14 protein-coding genes are annotated in these 16,124 nt (G+C 72.6%); 8 read left to right on the top strand and 6 right to left on the bottom strand.

Annotated elements, in window-relative coordinates:
• Positions 1–90: 90 nt before the first annotated feature.
• From ACQP1P_RS37825 to ACQP1P_RS37815, 3 genes are all read left to right on the top strand, one after another.
• Positions 91–639, top strand: a complete 549-nt coding sequence (locus tag ACQP1P_RS37825; RefSeq protein ID WP_433078613.1) for a sigma-70 family RNA polymerase sigma factor — start codon at positions 91–93, stop codon at positions 637–639.
• Between the two features lie 770 nt (positions 640–1,409).
• Positions 1,410–2,627 carry a hypothetical protein gene (locus ACQP1P_RS37820; RefSeq protein ID WP_433078611.1) on the top strand — a complete coding sequence of 406 codons (1,218 nt, stop codon included), beginning with the start codon at positions 1,410–1,412 and terminating at the stop codon, positions 2,625–2,627.
• Between the two features lie 88 nt (positions 2,628–2,715).
• Positions 2,716–5,607, top strand: a complete 2,892-nt coding sequence (locus ACQP1P_RS37815; RefSeq protein WP_433078610.1) for an RICIN domain-containing protein — start codon at positions 2,716–2,718, stop codon at positions 5,605–5,607.
• Here ACQP1P_RS37815 and ACQP1P_RS37810 read toward each other — a convergent pair.
• Positions 5,604–6,560: a pirin family protein gene (locus tag ACQP1P_RS37810; RefSeq protein ID WP_433078608.1), complete on the bottom strand. Its 957-nt coding sequence runs from the start codon at positions 6,558–6,560 to the stop codon at positions 5,604–5,606. The genes ACQP1P_RS37815 and ACQP1P_RS37810 overlap by 4 nt on opposite strands.
• A 243-nt stretch (positions 6,561–6,803) precedes the next feature.
• On the opposite strand from ACQP1P_RS37810, the gene ACQP1P_RS37805 reads away from it, so the two are divergent.
• On the top strand, positions 6,804–7,370 hold the full coding sequence (locus ACQP1P_RS37805; RefSeq protein WP_433078606.1) for a hypothetical protein: 567 nt from the start codon (positions 6,804–6,806) through the stop codon (positions 7,368–7,370).
• 100 nt (positions 7,371–7,470) lie between these two features.
• On the opposite strand, the gene ACQP1P_RS37800 is transcribed toward ACQP1P_RS37805, so the two are convergent.
• Positions 7,471–8,496 carry an ROK family protein gene (locus ACQP1P_RS37800; RefSeq protein ID WP_433078604.1) on the bottom strand — a complete coding sequence of 342 codons (1,026 nt, stop codon included), beginning with the start codon at positions 8,494–8,496 and terminating at the stop codon, positions 7,471–7,473.
• Positions 8,497–8,578: 82 nt separating this feature from the next.
• On the opposite strand from ACQP1P_RS37800, the gene ACQP1P_RS37795 reads away from it, so the two are divergent.
• A complete protein-coding gene (locus ACQP1P_RS37795) occupies positions 8,579–9,478 on the top strand; it encodes an NADP-dependent oxidoreductase (RefSeq protein ID WP_433078602.1) in 900 nt (299 codons plus the stop codon).
• Between the two features lie 54 nt (positions 9,479–9,532).
• On the opposite strand, the gene ACQP1P_RS37790 is transcribed toward ACQP1P_RS37795, so the two are convergent.
• On the bottom strand, positions 9,533–10,177 hold the full coding sequence (locus tag ACQP1P_RS37790; protein WP_433078600.1) for a LuxR C-terminal-related transcriptional regulator: 645 nt from the start codon (positions 10,175–10,177) through the stop codon (positions 9,533–9,535).
• Positions 10,141–11,922: a sensor histidine kinase gene (locus ACQP1P_RS37785; RefSeq protein ID WP_433078598.1), complete on the bottom strand. Its 1,782-nt coding sequence runs from the start codon at positions 11,920–11,922 to the stop codon at positions 10,141–10,143. The genes ACQP1P_RS37790 and ACQP1P_RS37785 overlap by 37 nt, the downstream gene beginning before the upstream one ends.
• Before the next feature lie 132 nt (positions 11,923–12,054).
• On the opposite strand from ACQP1P_RS37785, the gene ACQP1P_RS37780 reads away from it, so the two are divergent.
• Together ACQP1P_RS37780 and ACQP1P_RS37775 are read left to right on the top strand one after the other, a co-directional pair.
• Entirely contained in the window at positions 12,055–12,942 is an 888-nt protein-coding gene (locus tag ACQP1P_RS37780) for an ABC transporter ATP-binding protein (protein WP_433078596.1), read from the top strand.
• Position 12,943: 1 nt separating this feature from the next.
• The gene (locus ACQP1P_RS37775) at positions 12,944–13,684 is read left to right on the top strand and encodes an ABC transporter permease (protein ID WP_433078594.1); all 741 of its coding nucleotides are present in this window, start codon (positions 12,944–12,946) and stop codon (positions 13,682–13,684) included.
• Here the strand turns inward: ACQP1P_RS37775 and ACQP1P_RS37770 are convergent.
• Positions 13,681–14,283 (bottom strand): cysteine hydrolase, encoded by a 603-nt coding sequence (locus tag ACQP1P_RS37770; protein WP_433078592.1) that lies wholly within the window; start codon positions 14,281–14,283, stop codon positions 13,681–13,683. The two genes, ACQP1P_RS37775 and ACQP1P_RS37770, sit on opposite strands and share 4 nt — an antisense overlap.
• Positions 14,284–14,357: 74 nt before the next feature.
• Between ACQP1P_RS37770 and ACQP1P_RS37765 the strand changes: the two genes are divergently transcribed.
• On the top strand, positions 14,358–15,188 hold the full coding sequence (locus ACQP1P_RS37765) for a phosphoribosylaminoimidazolesuccinocarboxamide synthase (protein ID WP_433078590.1): 831 nt from the start codon (positions 14,358–14,360) through the stop codon (positions 15,186–15,188).
• A gap of 9 nt (positions 15,189–15,197) precedes the next feature.
• On the opposite strand, the gene ACQP1P_RS37760 is transcribed toward ACQP1P_RS37765, so the two are convergent.
• On the bottom strand, positions 15,198–16,121 hold the full coding sequence (locus ACQP1P_RS37760; RefSeq protein WP_433078588.1) for a proteasome assembly chaperone family protein: 924 nt from the start codon (positions 16,119–16,121) through the stop codon (positions 15,198–15,200).
• Positions 16,122–16,124: the final 3 nt, after the last annotated feature.

Here is a 16,124-nt window from a genome sequence, read left to right as displayed (position 1 = left end):
CGGCCGGTGTTCGATCTCGGCTCGGTGGGCTCGGCTACACCCTGGTGAGGCGGAAGGGGGACTGTCAGGGTGGGGCGCTAGGCTCGCTGAGTGACTGCTGAGGCCAACGGCGAGGTGGACCCGGCGACCCAGGCGCTCCTGGCCGCGCGATCGGGCGACGAGCGGGCCGCGTCCGTCTTCGTGCGCGCCACGCAGGCGGAGGTCTGGCGGTTCGTCGCGGCGCTGGTCGGCGTGGCGCAGGCTGACGACGTGACCCAGGACACCTACCTGCGGGCCTTCCGGGCGCTGCCCGAGTTCGCGGGCCGCTCCTCGGCGCGCACGTGGGTGCTCTCCATCGCCCGGCGGGCGTGCGCCGACCAGGTGCGTGCGGCCGTGCGCGCGCGGCGCCTGGAGGCCCGGGTCGTGGCCGAGCCGGCGCCGCTGGCCGAGACCGACCACGCGGGCCTGCACGCCACGAACGCGCTGGTCGCGGCCCTGCCCGCGGAGCGCCGGGTCGCGTTCGTGCTGACGCAGGTGCTCGGCTTGTCATACGTGGAGGCCGCCGAGATCGAGGACGTCCCGGTCGGGACCATCCGCTCTCGGGTCGCCCGGGCTCGCGCCGACCTGGTCACCGCCATCGCGGCCGCCCGAGCCGGATGACCGGCGCCCACCGAGACCACCCGCGCGCGCCGCGATCCGAGGCGCCCGCGCTGAGCCGGATGGCTGACGGCCGCCGAGGCTGCCTGCGCGCGCCGCGAACTGAGGCGCCCGCGCGGAGCAAGGCGACTGACGGCCGCCGAGGCGATCGGCGTGCGTCGCGATCCGAGGCGCCTGCGCTGAGCTGGATGGCTGACGGCCGCCGAGACTGCCTGCGTGCGCCGCGAACTGAGGCGCCCGCGCGGAGCAAGGCGACTGACGGCCGCCGAGGCGATCGGCGTGCGTCGCGATCCGAGGCGCCTGCGCTGAGCTGGATGGCTGACGGCCGCCGAGGCTGCCTGCGTGCGCCGCGAACTGAGGCGCCCGCGCGGAGCAAGGCGACTGACGGCCGCCGAGGCGATCTGCGTGCGCCGGGATCGGCAGTGCCCGCGCTGAGCTGGATGGCTGACGGCCGCCGAGACTGGCTGCGTGCGCGGCGAAGTGAGATGGCCGCGTTGCCAATCGAGTTGCCTGCGCCGAGCCGGATGGCCGACGTCCGCCGGGGCGACCTGTGTGCGCCTCGATCCGAGGTGCGCGCGCCTTGCGCTGCCGTCCAGCTGGCGGGTGCCTAGGGGTGGCCGTCGGGAAACTTTCGGCTCGGTGGAGGGTCTGGGGCATGCGCTGGGTGCTGCTGCCGATGAGGGTGGGCCGGCGGACTCGCTGGGGACTGTGGCGGCGTTCGGCGTGAGGGCGCGGACTGCGGGAAAGAAGACTGTGGGAAAGAGGTGCGGCTGATGAGGCGGGGCGTGGCGGCCGTCTGTGGCGAGTTGCGCCTCGGCGCCGTTGTCTGGCGGTTCGTTGCCGCGGTCTGTGCCGGGGTCGTCGGCGTTCTGCTCTACAGCGGGCCGGCCGCCGCGCACGGGGCCGATGCGCCCGTCGCCGTCGACTACGTCGTGCGGGTCGCGTCCGTCTCCGTTGCCGGCGTTGAGGTTCGCGCGGTTGAAGGTGGGGCCCGGCTCGAACTCGTGAACCGGTCGGGACGGGAAGTCGTCGTGCTCGGGCTGCAAGGCGAGCCGTTCCTGCGCGTCAGTGATCGCGGCGTGGAGGAGAACCGGCAGTCGCCCACCTGGTTCGCCAGCCGGTCGATCGGTGGGAGCGCGGGCGGGGGGAACGCGGCCGCCGCGCCCGAGTGGCATCTCGTGGCGCATCAGCCGCGGGTTCGGTGGCATGACGAGCGGGCGCGGGAGTTGCCGGCCCGCGCGTGGAGTGTGCCGCTGCTGGTCGACGGGCGGGAGCCGGGGATCGTGCGCGGTACCGTCGCGGCGGTTCCGGCGCCGCGGACCGGGTGGTGGTGGGCCGGGGGTGTGCTCGGGGCCGTGGTCGTCGGGCTGTTGTGGCGGCTGCGGACCGTCCTGGCCGTCGTCGCTGTCGGGGGCGGGGGCGTCGCCTCCGTCTGGATCGTGCAGTCCGCCGTGCTCGCCGCCTCGCCGGCCGATGGGGTCGGGGTGCAGGTGCTGGCCCGGCTGTGGCCGCTCGTGGCGGCCGTCGGCGTGGTGGCGGCCGGGGGGCTGTCGCTGTTCAAACGTGTGGACATCGTGGTGGCGATCGCCGGGGCGTGTCTTGCCGTCATGGTGGGCGTGGGCGACTCGGCGGTGTTCCGGTACGGGACGCTCGCCGGGCCGTCGTGGGGAAGATGGGGTGTCGTCGTGGCGCTGGCGGTGGGCGCGGGGCTCGCGGTCGCCGGTGGACTGCGGTGGTACCAGGCGGCCGGCGAGCACGCCGACGCCGGACAGGGCGATCACGGACCGGAGGTCGGCGAGCACGCCGACGCCGGACAGGGCGATCACGGGCCGGAGGCCGGCGAGCACGCCGACGCCGGACAGGGCGATCACGGGCCGGAAGCCGGCGAGCGCACCGGCCCGGGAGAGAGCGATCACGGGCCCCAAGCCGGTGAGGGCGGGGAGCGTGACCAGGCGCCGCCGGAGAGTGCACAACCGTCACTGGGAAAGTAAACAAAAGCGAACGAGTTCTTTCACGAACGACCGTTTCTCTGCATAATCGGGCATCGATGTTCCCCGCCAGGAGCAAAGGAGTCCGATCGTGGACCGTAGGACCTTCGTCGCGCGAGGGGCCGTCGTCACCGGCGGCGCGATCGCGCTCGGCACCGCCGTCGCCGGGGTCGCGAACGCCGCCGTGCGCACCAGCAAGACCGTCACGGCCGGGGCGCGCACCGGGCAGTACTCGCCGAACCTCGCCCCGCTCAAGGCCACCCCGTTCCTGAAGCTGCCGCCGGGGGCCGTGCAGCCGCGCGGGTGGATTCGCAACCAGCTCAACATCGAGGCCGACGGCCTGTGCGGGCGGATGACCGAGGTCTCCGACTACCTGGTGTACGCCAACTGCGGCTGGGTCGACAAGACCAAGGGCGCCTGGGAGGAACTGCCGTACTGGCTGCGCGGCTTCGGCGACCTGGGGTACGTCACCGGCAACACACGCATCCTGACCCTCGCCCGCCAGTGGATCGACGGCATCATCGCCAACCAGGCCTCCGACGGCTTCTTCGGACCCAACAGCCTGCGCACGAGCCTCGAGGGCGGCCCGGACTTCTGGCCGCACATGCCGCTGCTGGACGCGCTGCGCTCGTTCGCGGAGTACAGCGGCGACACCCGCGTGGTGCCGTTCATGCGCAAGTACTTCCAGTTCCAGAACGCCCAGCCGGCCGCCGTGTTCAACCGCAGCTGGGCCGCCCTGCGCTGGGGCGACAACATCGACAGCATCTACTGGCTCTACAACCGCATCGGCGAGAGCTGGCTGCTCGACCTCGTGCGCAAGATCCACGCGGGCTCGGCCGACTACACCAACGGCATCCCGAACTGGCACAACGTCAACCTGGCCCAGGGCTTCCGGGAGCCGGCGCAGTACGGGCTGCTCGACACCGACCCGAAGTTCCAGCAGGCCACGTACAACGACTACAACACGGTGATGGGGCTCTACGGCAACTTCCCCGGCGGCGGCTTCGCCGGCGACGAGAACTGCCGCACCGGCTACACCGACCCCCGCCAGGGCTTCGAGACCTGCGGCATCGTCGAGTTCATGCACAGCCACCAGATGCTCGCCCGGATGACCGGCGACTCCGTGTGGCTGGACCGCTGCGAGGACCTCGCGTTCAACTCGCTGCCGGCCGCGCTCGACCCCGCCCAGTTGGGCATCCACTACATCAGCTGCGCGAACAGCATCGCGCTCACGGACCGCACGCTGACGCAGGGGCAGTTCCAGAACGGCTTCCCGATGCTGGCGTACATGCTCGGCATCCACAACTACCGCTGCTGCCCGCACAACTACGGCATGGGCTGGCCGTACTACGCCCAGGAGCTGTGGTTCGGCACGTGGGACAACGGCCTGTGCGCCGCGATGTACGGCGCCTCGCAGGTGACCGCCAAGGTCGGCGCGAGCGGCACCACCGTCACGATCACCGAGGACACCGACTACCCGTTCAGCGACACGATCACGTTCACGCTGAGCACGCCCGGGGCCGTGAGCTTCCCGCTGTACCTGCGGATTCCGGGCTGGTCCACGGGCGCCCAGGTCCGGGTCAACGGCACCCTGGTCACCGGCGCGCTGCAGTCGGGCTCGTTCGTCATCCTCGACCAGGCCTTCAACAACGGCGACAAGGTCACCGTCACGCTGCCGATGCGCACGACGGTGCGGACCTGGGCCAGGAACGGCAACGCGATCAGCGTCGACAACGGCCCGCTGACCTTCTCGCTGTCGATCCCGGAGCGCTGGTCGCGCATCGGCGGCACGGACGCGTGGCCGACCAACGAGGTCTACGCGGACGCCGCCTGGAACTACGGGCTCCTGCTGGACCCGAACAACCCCGCGGTCACCGTCACCCGCAAGCCCGGCCCGCTGGCCGCGAACCCGTTCACCCGCGACGGCGCCCCGATCTCGCTGACCACCACCGGACGCAAGATCCCCAACTGGCAGGCCGACGCCGAGGGGATCATCCGTACGCTGCAGCAGAGCCCGGCCCGCTCGACGAGCCCCAACGAGACCGTGACCCTGCTGCCGATGGGCGCGCAGCGCGTGCGCATCACGACGTTCCCGCGCATCAGCGACGGCGCGGACGCGATCGAGTGGTCGATCCCGGCGACGGCCTCGGCGTCGTGGTGCTGGGGCGGCGACAGCGTCGGGGCGATCAACGACGGCAAGGTCCCGAGCGGCTCGGGCGACCAGTCCATCCCGCGGCTGACCTGGTGGGACCACCTCGGCACGAGCGAGTGGGCGCAGCTGTCCTACGCGACGCCGATCAACACCGGCGCGGTCTCCGTGTACTGGTTCGACGACACCGGCGCCGGGCAGTGCCGCGTGCCGCAGTCGTGGCAGGTGCAGTACCTCAACGCCTCCGGCCAGTGGACGGCGGTGAGCGGGGCCTCGGCGTACGGTACCGCGCTGAACACCTTCAACCGGGTCACCTTCAACTCGGTCACCACCTCGGCCCTGCGCGTTGTCGTCCAGCTCAAGGCCGGCTTCTCGGGCGGCATGCTGGAAATGCGCGTCGAGGGCACCACGGCACCCATTTCCTGGAAGCGCATCCAGAACAAGAACAGCCTCAAGATGCTGGGTGTCGCGGGCATGTCGACGGCGAACAGCGCCAATGTCGTGCAGTTCGACGACAACGGGACGGCGGACCACAACTGGCGTCTGATCGACGCGGGCTCAGGGTGGTACAAAATCCAGAACCAGAACAGCGGGAAGCTCCTGGCCGTGCAGAACATGTCGACGGCCGACGGTGCGCTGGTCCAGCAGTATGAGGACAACGGCAGCGCGGACCACCTGTGGCGGCTCCTCGACAACGGCGACGGCTGGGTGCGGATACAGGTCCAGCACAGCCTGAAGGTGCTCGGCGTCTCCGGCATGTCGACGGCGAACAGCGCCCAGGTGGTGCAGTTCGCCGACAACGGCACCGCCGACCATCTGTGGAAACTGCTTTAGCGCCGGTACCGCGGCCGCGCCATCAATCGCGTCGTGGGCAGTCCGGGGGCGGGGAGCGGTTCCTCGCCCCCGGGCACGACGCCGAAGCGGTCCGCGCCGCGCGTCCAGTCCTCGCGGGCCTCGACGATCTCCTCGTGCGAGCGCCCCACGAAGTTCCACCACATCACGAGCTCCTCCTCGAACGGCACCCCGCCGAGCAGGAACAGCCGCGCGCCGTCCCCGGCCTCGAACCGCAGGCGGTCGCGGCGGGCCCCGAGGTACAGCAGCGAGCCGGGCGCCACCTCCACCCCCTCGACCCGGGCGACCCCCTCGGTGACGACGACCGCGTGCTCGAAGTCGGCCCGTACCGCGATCTCGGCGCCCCCGGCCAGCCGCACGTCGGCCCCGAGCAGCTCGGTGTGCACCTCGGCGGGCGACCGGGCGCCCTCCAGCTCCCCGACCGCGACGATGATCCGGGTGCCGCCGTCGGCGAGCTCGGGCAGGTCCGCGATGTGCTGGAAGGCCGGCTCCCGGTGCCGCGCGCCCTCCGGCAGCGCGACCCACAGCTGCAGGCCGTGCAGGATCGGCGGCCGGGCGGTCGGCGAGTTCTCGGAGTGCGCGATGCCGCGCCCGGACGTCATGATGTTGAGCTGCCCCGGGACGATGACCTGGTCGGAGCCGAGGCTGTCGCGGTGGCGCACCTCGCCGCTCATCAGCCAGCTCACGGTCTGCAGCCCGATGTGCGGATGCGGCGGCACCCGCATGCCCGGCGTCCCGGTGACGTCCTCGGGGCCGAAGTGGTCCAGGAAGCACCACGCCCCGACGGTCCGCCGCGACTTGTTCGGCAGGCTGCGGCGCACGACGGTGTACCGCCCGAGCGGCACGTCTCGCCCCTCGAGCAGCTCGGCGCACGGCGCGGCATCGGTGTCGACCGGCAGCTCGACCTCGGCTGGCTGCCCTTCCAGGTTGCTCACCGTTCCGATTGTGCTCGCCGCGGCGCGGGGAGCGAAAAGTTGGTTGTGCTCGCCGCGGCGCGGGGAGCGAGAGTCGGGTGCTCCGCTGAGCGGGGAGCGGAGAGTCGGGCGTTTCGCGCGGCGAGGAGCGAAAAGTCGGGCGCTCCGCGCCGCGACTTTTCGGACTTATGCCCCGGCAGGCGATATGTCGCTCATCGGCGAAAAGCGGCCGATGGGGGGCATCGAGCCGGTACGTTGGCGAACGTGGGGCTACTCGTCGCCGCGATCCTCGCCGTGCTCGTCGCCGGGGGCGCCGTCTACCTCGGCTGGGCCGCGCTGCAGGCCGCCCGCCGGGCCGCGGCCGCCGTCGTCGAGCTGACCGCGCTGTACCGCCTCGCCGACGACCGGCGCGACGCCGAGCGGGTCTGCGCGTGGGCGGTCAGCGAGCGCGAGACGTTCGAGAAGATCATCACGCGCGGCGTGGTCGGCGCGGCGGTGCGCAATGCCGGGCAGGCACCGGTGTACGACGTCGAGATCGTCTTCCACGACCCGCCCGCCGCGTGGACGGCGATCCGGCGGGTGCGGATCGTGCCGCCGGGGGAGCAGCCCGAGGTGTACGCCGGGTTCGACCAGGAGCAGACCGACGGGCCCGTCGACCGGGACCGCATCAACGACGACGGCACCATCCGGCTCGCGCCCTCGGCCGACATGCACGTGGAGCTGCGTTTCACCGACGCGAGCGGCCGGCGCTGGCAGCGCGACGACAAGGGCGTGCTCAACCTGACGGCCGAGGACGTCCCCCGGGCCCCGGTCCCGGTCGAGACCGCCTGATCCGGCGAAACCCGGCAAAGCTCGGATAAGCGGCGACGGGCGAAAAATGCGGATATGTCGTGGCGCGAAGCGCCCGACATATCACGTCAAGCGCACCCGGTCAGGCGACGACCGTTCCCGCCGCGGCGATGGCCGCGCCCCGAGCCCCCGCCATGTCGCGCTCCGGCACCAGCGAGAACTCGGCCACCGCGGCCTGCTCCTCGCGCAGCAGCGTGTGCTCGCGCACCCGGGCCAGGAACCAGTCCCGGAAGTGGGGGGCCGCCTCCACCACGCCGCCGCCGACGAAGTAGCAGTCGGGGTCGGTGAAGTTCGCGGCGATCGTGAACAGCCGCCCGAGCCCCATCGCCTGCTGCTCGAAGATCCGCAGGGCCAGCGCGTCGCCCTGCTCGGCGTAGGAGCGGACCTGCTTCGCGGCGGACTTGAGGGAGTCGGCGCCGTGCAGCGGGTGGTCGGGGAAGCGGGTGAGCCAGTACGGCAGCAGGTTGCGCACGATCCCGGTGAGCGACGAGACGCTCTCCACGTCGCCGAGGAAGCCGCACCCGCAGGACGGCAGCGGCTGGCCCTCCTCGAGCAGCCCGTGCATGGGGATGTGCACGTGCCCGAGCTCCCCGGCCATGCCGGCCGCGCCCCGGATGACCTTGCCCTGCTCGATGACGCCGCCGCCGAGGCCGGTGCCGACGATCGCCGAGACCGAGGACTTGGTGTCGGCGGCCGACCCGAAGTACACGTGATGCGCGTAGAGGGCGGCCGCGTTGCCGTCGTTGTTGTAGACGACGGGCAGGCCGAGCCGGTGCTCGAGCGCGCCGCGGAAGTCGTAGCCCCACCAGGCCGGCTGGGAGAAGTTCGTCGCGCCCTTGGACGAGATGACCCCGTCGGCGCTGGCCGGGCCGGGGGTGTCCAGGCCGACGGCGACCACGCGGGAGCGGTCGACCTTGGTCACCGCGAGGATGTTGTCGAACGCCGCGGCCAGCGACTCCACGGCCGCCTCGGGGCCGTCGAGCACCCGGCTCGGCACCTCGACGAGCCCGTCCACCAGGAACGAGCCCTCGTGGTCGAGCACCGTGGCGTTGTTCGCGGTGCCGCCGTTGTCGAGCCCGACAACGACCCAGTCCTTCGCGTTCACCATCGTCGACTCCCTGAGAACTTCGGCGCGGAAGCACGGTACCCCATTGACCTCAAGCGCGCTTCAGGTCGCACAGTCGTTGCTCATGAGAGCCGCTGCCTTCGCCGAGCCCGGTCCGCCCGACGTCCTTCGCCTCCACGACCTGCCCGAGCCGCAGGCCGGACCCGGTGAGGTCCGGGTCCGCGTGCGCTTCGCGGGCGTCCAGCCGTTCGACGCGGGGCTGCGCCGCGGGTGGGTCCCGCCCTACGCCCCCGTCACGCTCCCGCAGATCCCCGGCAACGAGTTCGCCGGCGTGGTCGACCAGGGCACCGACGCGGTGCCGGTGGGCTCGGAGGTGCTCGGGTTCAGCGTGTTCAACGCGTACGCGGAGTGGATCGTGGTGCCCGAGGACCAGGTCACCCCCAAGCCGGCGGGCGTGCCGTGGGAGGTCGCGGGCGGGTTCACGGCCGGCTGGCAGACCGCCCGCCTGGCGCTCTCGGCGATCGGGGTCGGGCCCGGCGACACCGTGCTCATCAACGCGGCGGCGGGCGCGACCGGCACGGCCGGCGTGCAGCTCGCCCGGATCATGGGCGCCACGGTCATCGGCACGGCGAGCGAGGCCAACCAGGACTATGTGCGCTCGTTGGGCGCGATGGCGGTGGTGTACGGCCCGGGCCTGCCGGACCGGGTCCGCGCCCTCGCGCCGCAGGGCGTGACGGCGGCCGTCGACGGCGCCGGGGGAGAGGCCCTGGAGACGTCCCTGGCGCTCGTCGCCGACCGCAAGCGGATCATCACGCTCGTCGCGCACGACCGCATCGAGGAGCTGGGGCTGGGCCGCATCCAGGGCCGGCGCAGCAGCGAGGCCCTGGCCGAGCTGATCGACCTGTATGCCTCCGGCCGCACCCAGTGGCACGTGCGCCGCGTCTACCCGCTCGCCGAGGCCGCCGACGCGCACCGCGAGATCGAGACCGGCCACGGCCGCGGCAAGATCGTCCTGGCCATATAAATCGTGATATGTCCGAAAAGTCCTGATGCCGCCAGGCGTCGGGACTTTTCGCGACTACGAGGAACCCTGCAGGTGCGCGAGTACGGCCAGCACGCGGCGGTTGTCATCGTCGGAGACCGGCAGGTTCAGCTTGCCGAAGATGCTCGCGATGTGCTTGTTCACCGCGCTCTCTGACAGGAACAGCTGCTTGGCGATCGCCGCGTTCGAGCGCCCCTCCGCCATCAGCGTCAGCACCTCGCGCTCGCGCGGCGTCAGGGTGCCCGTCTGCGGCGTCGGCCGGGCCACCAGCTTCGCGATCACCGACGGGTCCATGACGGTGCCGCCGCCGGCCACCCGCCGTACCGCGTCGATGAACTGGTCCGCGTTGAACACACGGTCCTTGAGCAGGTAGCCCACCGCGCCGGTGCCGTCGGCCAGCAGCTCCCGGGCATAGAGCTGCTCGACGTGCTGCGAGAGCACCAGCACGGGCAGGCCCGGCACCTCGCGGCGGGCGGCCAGGGCGGCCTGCAGGCCCTCGTCGGTGAAGCTCGGCGGCAGCCGCACGTCGACGACGGCGACGTCGGGGCGGTGCTCCAGCAGGGCGGCGAGCAGGTCCGGGCCGGTGTCGACGGCCGCCACGATCTCGAAGCCGTGGCTGCGCAGCAGCAGGACCAGGCCGTCCCTCAGGAGGTAGAGGTCTTCGGCGAGGACAACGCGCACGGCAGCTCCAGCGAGGCGACGGTCGGCCCGCCCGCGGGGCTGTGCAGGGCGAGCGTCCCGTCGAAGGTACCCAACCGCCGCTCGATCCCGCGCAGCCCGGTGCCGCGCGACGGGTCCGCGCCGCCGTCGCCGTCGTCGGTCACGGTGATGCGCAGCAGGCCGTCGGCGAAGGCGATGTGCACCATGACGTGCGCGGCGTGGCCGTGGCGGACCGCGTTGGCGAGCAGCTCGCTGACCGCGAAGTACGCCGCGGACTCGACCGGGGCCGCCGGGCGCCCCGCGAGGCGGCCGGTGACGGTGACGTCGGCCGCGGTGTCCAGGGCGAGGGCGCGCACGGCGTCGGGCAGGCCGCGCTCGGAGAGCACCGGCGGGTGGATGCCGCGGACGAGGGCGCGCAGCTCGCTCAGCGCCGTCTGCGAGGTCTCCCGGGCCTGGGCGACGAGCTTGCGGGCCGCGTCCGGGTCGGTGTCCATGAGCCGCTCGATCGCGCCCAGGGTGAGCCCGACGGAGATGAGCCGCGCCTGGGCGCCGTCGTGCAGGTCGCGCTCGATGCGGCGCACCTCGGCGGCCTGCGCGTCGACGGCGTCGGCCCGGGTCTGGGTGAGCCGCTCGACCCGCCGCCGCAGCTGCTCCTTCGCGGTCGGGCGCAGCAGGACGGCGCTCCAGCGCGAGGCGAGCCCGACCGCGGTGCCGGCCAGCGCGAAGGAGACGGCGACGAGCGCGATGCCGGCGAGGAGGCCGGCGGTGCGGTTGCCGTCCAGGGCGCCGTACCACCGGCTCGACTCCGCCCCGAACCACTGCGTCCACACCCAGGGCAGGACCAGCCACCAGGCGCCGTAGATGCCGGCCGCGACCGGGACGCCGGCCACGACCCCGACCACGAGCGCGTCGGCGACGAGCCACAGCAGGTCCCGCCACGAGGCGGCGTCGTGCCAGATCCACTGCCAGCGGGCGTTGAACTCGGCCATGCCCGCGGTCTTGTAGAGGCTGCGGTCCACCCGGTACAGGCCGTCCGGGCGCAGCTGCGGGCGCTTGCGGGCGGTGTAGGGCGGCTCGATGGCGACACCGGCCCAGGCCGCCCACTCCCGGCGCAGGTTCGCCAGCCAGCGGAAGTGGGTCAGGCCGAGCGGGATCAGGAACACCAGGCCGAGCCCGAAGCCGAGCACGAAGCACAGCACCGTGACCGCGAACAGGACGACCTGCACCACGGCGCTCAGCGCGAGCAGGCCGCAGCGGGCCCACGCCAGCAGGACGCGGTCGGAGCGCTTCGGCTCGCTGCGCCGCTGCCTGGCGGCCGGGCGCAGCCGGGCCTCGCTCCACCGCGCGACCAGGCCCACGGCCCGCGGCGCGACCGGCAGGCCCAGCGGGATCACCAGCACCACCACGAGCGGGAACCACAGCATCCAGGTCAGGTCGCGGGCGAGCGCGGGGTCCTTGGCGAACCAGTCGACCCGCCGCAGGTACGCGGGCACGCGGGGCGAGCGGTAGAGCTGGCTGTCGTGGCGGTACAGCCCCTCCTCGTCCGGCTGCGGGGGCTCCGGCTCGGGCTGGTACGGCACCGGGATCTCGCGGCCGAGCCAGTCGCCGAACAGTGCCCGCCAGCGGTTGGTCAGCCGGCGCACGGCGATCCCGGGGGCGACCACGACCACGACGCTCGGCAGGACCGTCAGCACGAACTGGGCGAGCGTGAGCACGGTCATCCCGAGCAGCTGCGCGCTGCGGACGAGCGCCCTGGAGTACGTCATGCCATCGAGCCTCGCCTTCCCCGCCGCCGTGCACATCGGCCCTGGCTGCCGTGCCGGGTGCAGACAACTGCACCCCCGCCTCGGCATCCAGCGTCATTCTGCCCGGTCGCCGGGGCCGGCAGAGTGCTCGGTATGACAGTCATCGACGTGCAGCGCCTGCAGAAGCGGTACGGCGAGCGTGCGGCCGTGCGGGACGTGAGCTTCGCCGTCGAGCACGGCGAGATCTTCGGCATCATCGGGCGCAACGGCGCCGGCAAGACCACGACCGTCGAGTGCGTCGAGGGCCTGCGCACGCCCGACGGCGGCTCGGTGCGGGTGCTCGGCCGGGAACCCGGCGACCCGGTGGTGCGCCAGCGGCTCGGGGTGCAGCTGCAGGAGTCGCAGCTGCCCGACCGCATCCGGGTGCGGGAGGCGATGGAGCTCTTCGCGTCCTTCTACGAGCGGCCGGCCGCGACCGGGCCGCTGCTGGAGCGGCTGGGGCTCGCGGAGCACGGCGGGAAGCAGTACAAGAAGCTCTCCGGCGGCCAGAAGCAGCGCCTGTCGATCGCGTTGTCCCTGGTCGGCTCGCCGGAGGTGGCGATCCTCGACGAGCTGACCACCGGGCTGGACCCCCAGGCCCGCCGCGACACCTGGCGGCTGATCTCGGACATCCGCGACCAGGGGGTGACCATCCTGCTCGTCACGCACTTCATGGACGAGGCCGAGCGGCTGTGCGACCGGATCGCGGTGATCGACGCCGGCCGGACCGTCGCCATCGACACCCCGGGCGCGCTGATCCGCGCCGCCGCCGCGGGCGTGACGGTCACGTTCCGCCCGTCCGGCCCGGCCGACCTGACGGGGGTGCCCGGCGTCGGCTCGGTGACGGTCGACGACGGCCTGTGGACCGTCACCGGCGGCGGCAACCTCGCCCACGAGGTGTCCCGTGCGCTGGCCGCCCAGGAGGTCGTCCCGCTCGAGCTGAACATCGTGCAGGCCGGCCTCGAGTCCGCCTTCGTGGCCCTGACCGGCAAGGAGTCCTGACATGCGCGCCCTGGCCCGCCTGACCGTGATCGAGACGCGGCTCATGCTGCGTGAGATCGCCGGCCCGATGTTCACCGTCCTGCTGCCCGTCGCCCTGCTGGTCGTGTTCGGCCTGCCCGGCAGCGCGCACACGGCCGACCCGGCGCTCGGCGGCCGGCGCGGCGTCGACACCGTCATCCCGTCCATGTCGGTCATGGTGTCGATGGCGATGGTGGCGTTCTTCATGCTGCCGACGGTGCTGGCGAACTACCGCGAGCGCGGGGTGCTGCGCCGGTTCGCGACCACGCCGGTGCGCCCGGCCGCCCTGCTCGGCGCCCAGCTCGTGATGAACGCCGGGGTGGTCCTGCTCTCGACGCTGCTCACGCTCGTCATCGGCGTCGCCGCGCTGGACATGCGCGTGCCCGACCTGGCCCTCGTGGTGCCGGTGTTCCTGCTGGGCGTGCTCGGGCTCTTCCCGATCGGGCTGCTCGTCGCGGCGGTGGCGGGCAGCGCGAAGGCGGCCACCGGCTACGCGCTCGCGCTGTGGTTCCCGTCCGCGTTCTTCGCCGGGCTGTACGTCCCGGTGGAGTACCTGCCGCGCGCGCTGGCGAGGGTCGGGGACTTCACCCCGCTGGGCGCGTTCCGCCAGGCCGTCCAGGCCGCGTGGGCCGGCGACGCCCCGCACCCGCAGCACCTGGTGGTGCTGGCCGCCAGCTTCCTGCTCGCCGGCGGCCTCGCCCTGCGCCACTACCGAGCGGGCTAGAACCGGCCGGCGAAGTCCTCCGCCGACATCGGTGTCGAGAACATCGGGAAGTCGTACTTCAGCGCGTTGTCGTGCTCCTCCTGCGAGGTGGCCGCCACGCAGTCCTGCAGGGTGATCACCTGGTAGCCGTGCTCGTAGCCGGTCCGCATCGTCGACTCGACGCAGCAGTTGGTGAGGAAGCCGCCGATGGCGATCGTGGTGATGCCCTTGCTGCGCAGGATGAAGTCGAGGTTGGTGCTGGCGAACGTGTCCAGCCCGCGCTTGCCCTCCACGACGATGTCCCCGGCCTGGGGCGCCAGCTCGTCGACGATCTGCGCGCCCCACTCGCCCTTGACGAACGCGTTGCCGTCCACGACGCCCTTGAGAATGCCGTACGGATGCGAGGTGATCTCGTTGTACCCGGGCGCGAAGGTGATCGGCGCGTGGATGATCGTCACCCCGGCGGCCCGGGCGGCGGCGACGGCCTTGCGCGTGTTGGCCATCATGCCGGTCTTGTCCATGACGCCCTGGACGGCGGCGTGGAACGCGCCGCCCTCGGAGACGAAGTCGTTCTGGTACTCGATGAGGACGATGGCGGTCTTCGCGGGATCGAGGGGCATGGTGGCCTCCGGCGACGGTCGGCGACATGGTCGTGACGCAGCTCACCCTACGCCGCTCCGATAGGCTCGACGCCGTGGAACTCCTGCATTCCGGCAAGGTCCGTGACGTGTACGCCGACGGCGACGACCTCATCCTCGTCGCCTCGGACCGGATCTCCGTCTACGACGTGGTGCTGCCGACGCCGATCCCGGACAAGGGCGCCGTGCTCACCCGGCTGTCGCTGTGGTGGTTCGAGCAGCTCGCCGACATCGTGCCCAACCACGTGATCTCCGCGACCGACGTGCCGGCCGAGTTCGCCGGGCGGGCGATCCGCTGCAAGCGGCTGGAGATGCTGCCGGTGGAGTGCATCGCGCGCGGCTACCTCGCGGGGCAGGGGCTGTCGGAGTACACGGCGCACGGTGCCGTGTCCGGCGTCGAGCTGCCGCCCGGGCTCGTCGAGGGCGACCGCCTGCCGGAGCCGGTCTTCACGCCGACGACCAAGGCCCCGGCCGGCGAGCACGACGCGTTCGTGACGTTCGGCGAGGTCACCGAGGAGATCGGCAAGGAGCTCGCGGAGGAGCTGCGGGAGCTCACGCTGCGGGTGTACTCGCGCGGAGCCGCCCTCGCCGCCGAGCGCGGGATCATCGTCGCCGACACCAAGCTCGAGTTCGGCCGCGACCGCGCGGGCGCCGTGGTGCTGGGCGACGAGGTGCTCACCCCGGACTCGTCGCGCTTCTGGCCGCTGGACGAGTGGGAGCCGGGCCGCACCCAGTTCTCCTTCGACAAGCAGCAGGTGCGCGACTGGTCGCTGTCCACCGGCTGGAACAAGACCGCTCCCGGGCCCGAGGTGCCGGACGACGTGGTCGCCCTGACCCGGGCCCGGTACGTGGAGGTCTACGAGCGCCTCACCGGCACCAGCTGGTAGGCCGCCGGCTCACAGGTTGGGCGGCTCGTCACCCCGGGTCTGCTCGGCCAGGAACCGCTCCAGCTCCGCGCCGATCTCGTCCGCGGTCGGCAGCGGGGCGGGGGAGTCGGCCAGCAGGTTGCTGTTGCCGCTGCGGCCGCGGGTGAAGGCGTCGTACTGCTCCTCGAGCGCCCGCACCAGCGACGCGGCCTCGTCGGCCTGGGCGATCTGCACGTCGATCTCCGCCCGCACCGAGTCGGCCGCGGCGTGCAGCTCGTCCATCGGCACCCGCAGCCCGGTCGAGTCGGCCAGGCACGAGAGCAGCTTCTCCGCGGCGGCCGGGAACTCGGCCTGGGCCACGTAGTGCGGCACGTGCACCGCGAAGCCGAACGCGTCGCGGTCCTGCTGGCCGATGCGGTACTCCAGCAGGTTCCCGACGCTGCCCGGCACCTGCACCCGCTGCAGCCACGGCTCGAAGCCGGCGATGAGGTCCCGGCTGGTGCCGTGCGCGGTCACGCCGGTCGGGCGGGTGTGCGGCACGGCCATCGGGATCGCGGTGAGCCCGACCGTGGCCCGCACGTCGAAGCGCTCGATGAGCTCCAGCACGGCCGCGGTGAACCGCTCCCACTGCAGGTCGGGCTCGGGCCCGTCGAGCAGCAGGAACTCGGTGCCGGTGGCGTCGCGCAGCACCCGCAGCAGCAGCTGGGGCTGCTCGTAGTGCTCCCAGTGGTCCTCGACGAAGAGCATCGGGGGGCGCCGGCCGCGGTAGTCGTAGAGCTGATCGAGGTCGAACGTGGCGATCGTGCGCGCCGAGCCGACGCTGAGCAGGTGCTCGCGGGCGAGGCGGGCGGCGTTGCCGGCGTCCACGAAGCCCGTCAGCGCGTGCACGAGCACCGGCCGGTCGGCCGCCGGCAGATCATCCGTGAGCTCGTAAAGTTCGCTGGGGTTCAGCACCGC

Origin of the sequence: Dactylosporangium sp. CA-052675, from assembly GCF_050947935.1 — a bacterium.
GTDB lineage: Bacteria > Actinomycetota > Actinomycetes > Mycobacteriales > Micromonosporaceae > Dactylosporangium.
The sequence above is the reverse complement of the archived record's forward strand: the minus strand, read 5'-3'. Positions and strand labels throughout refer to the sequence as shown.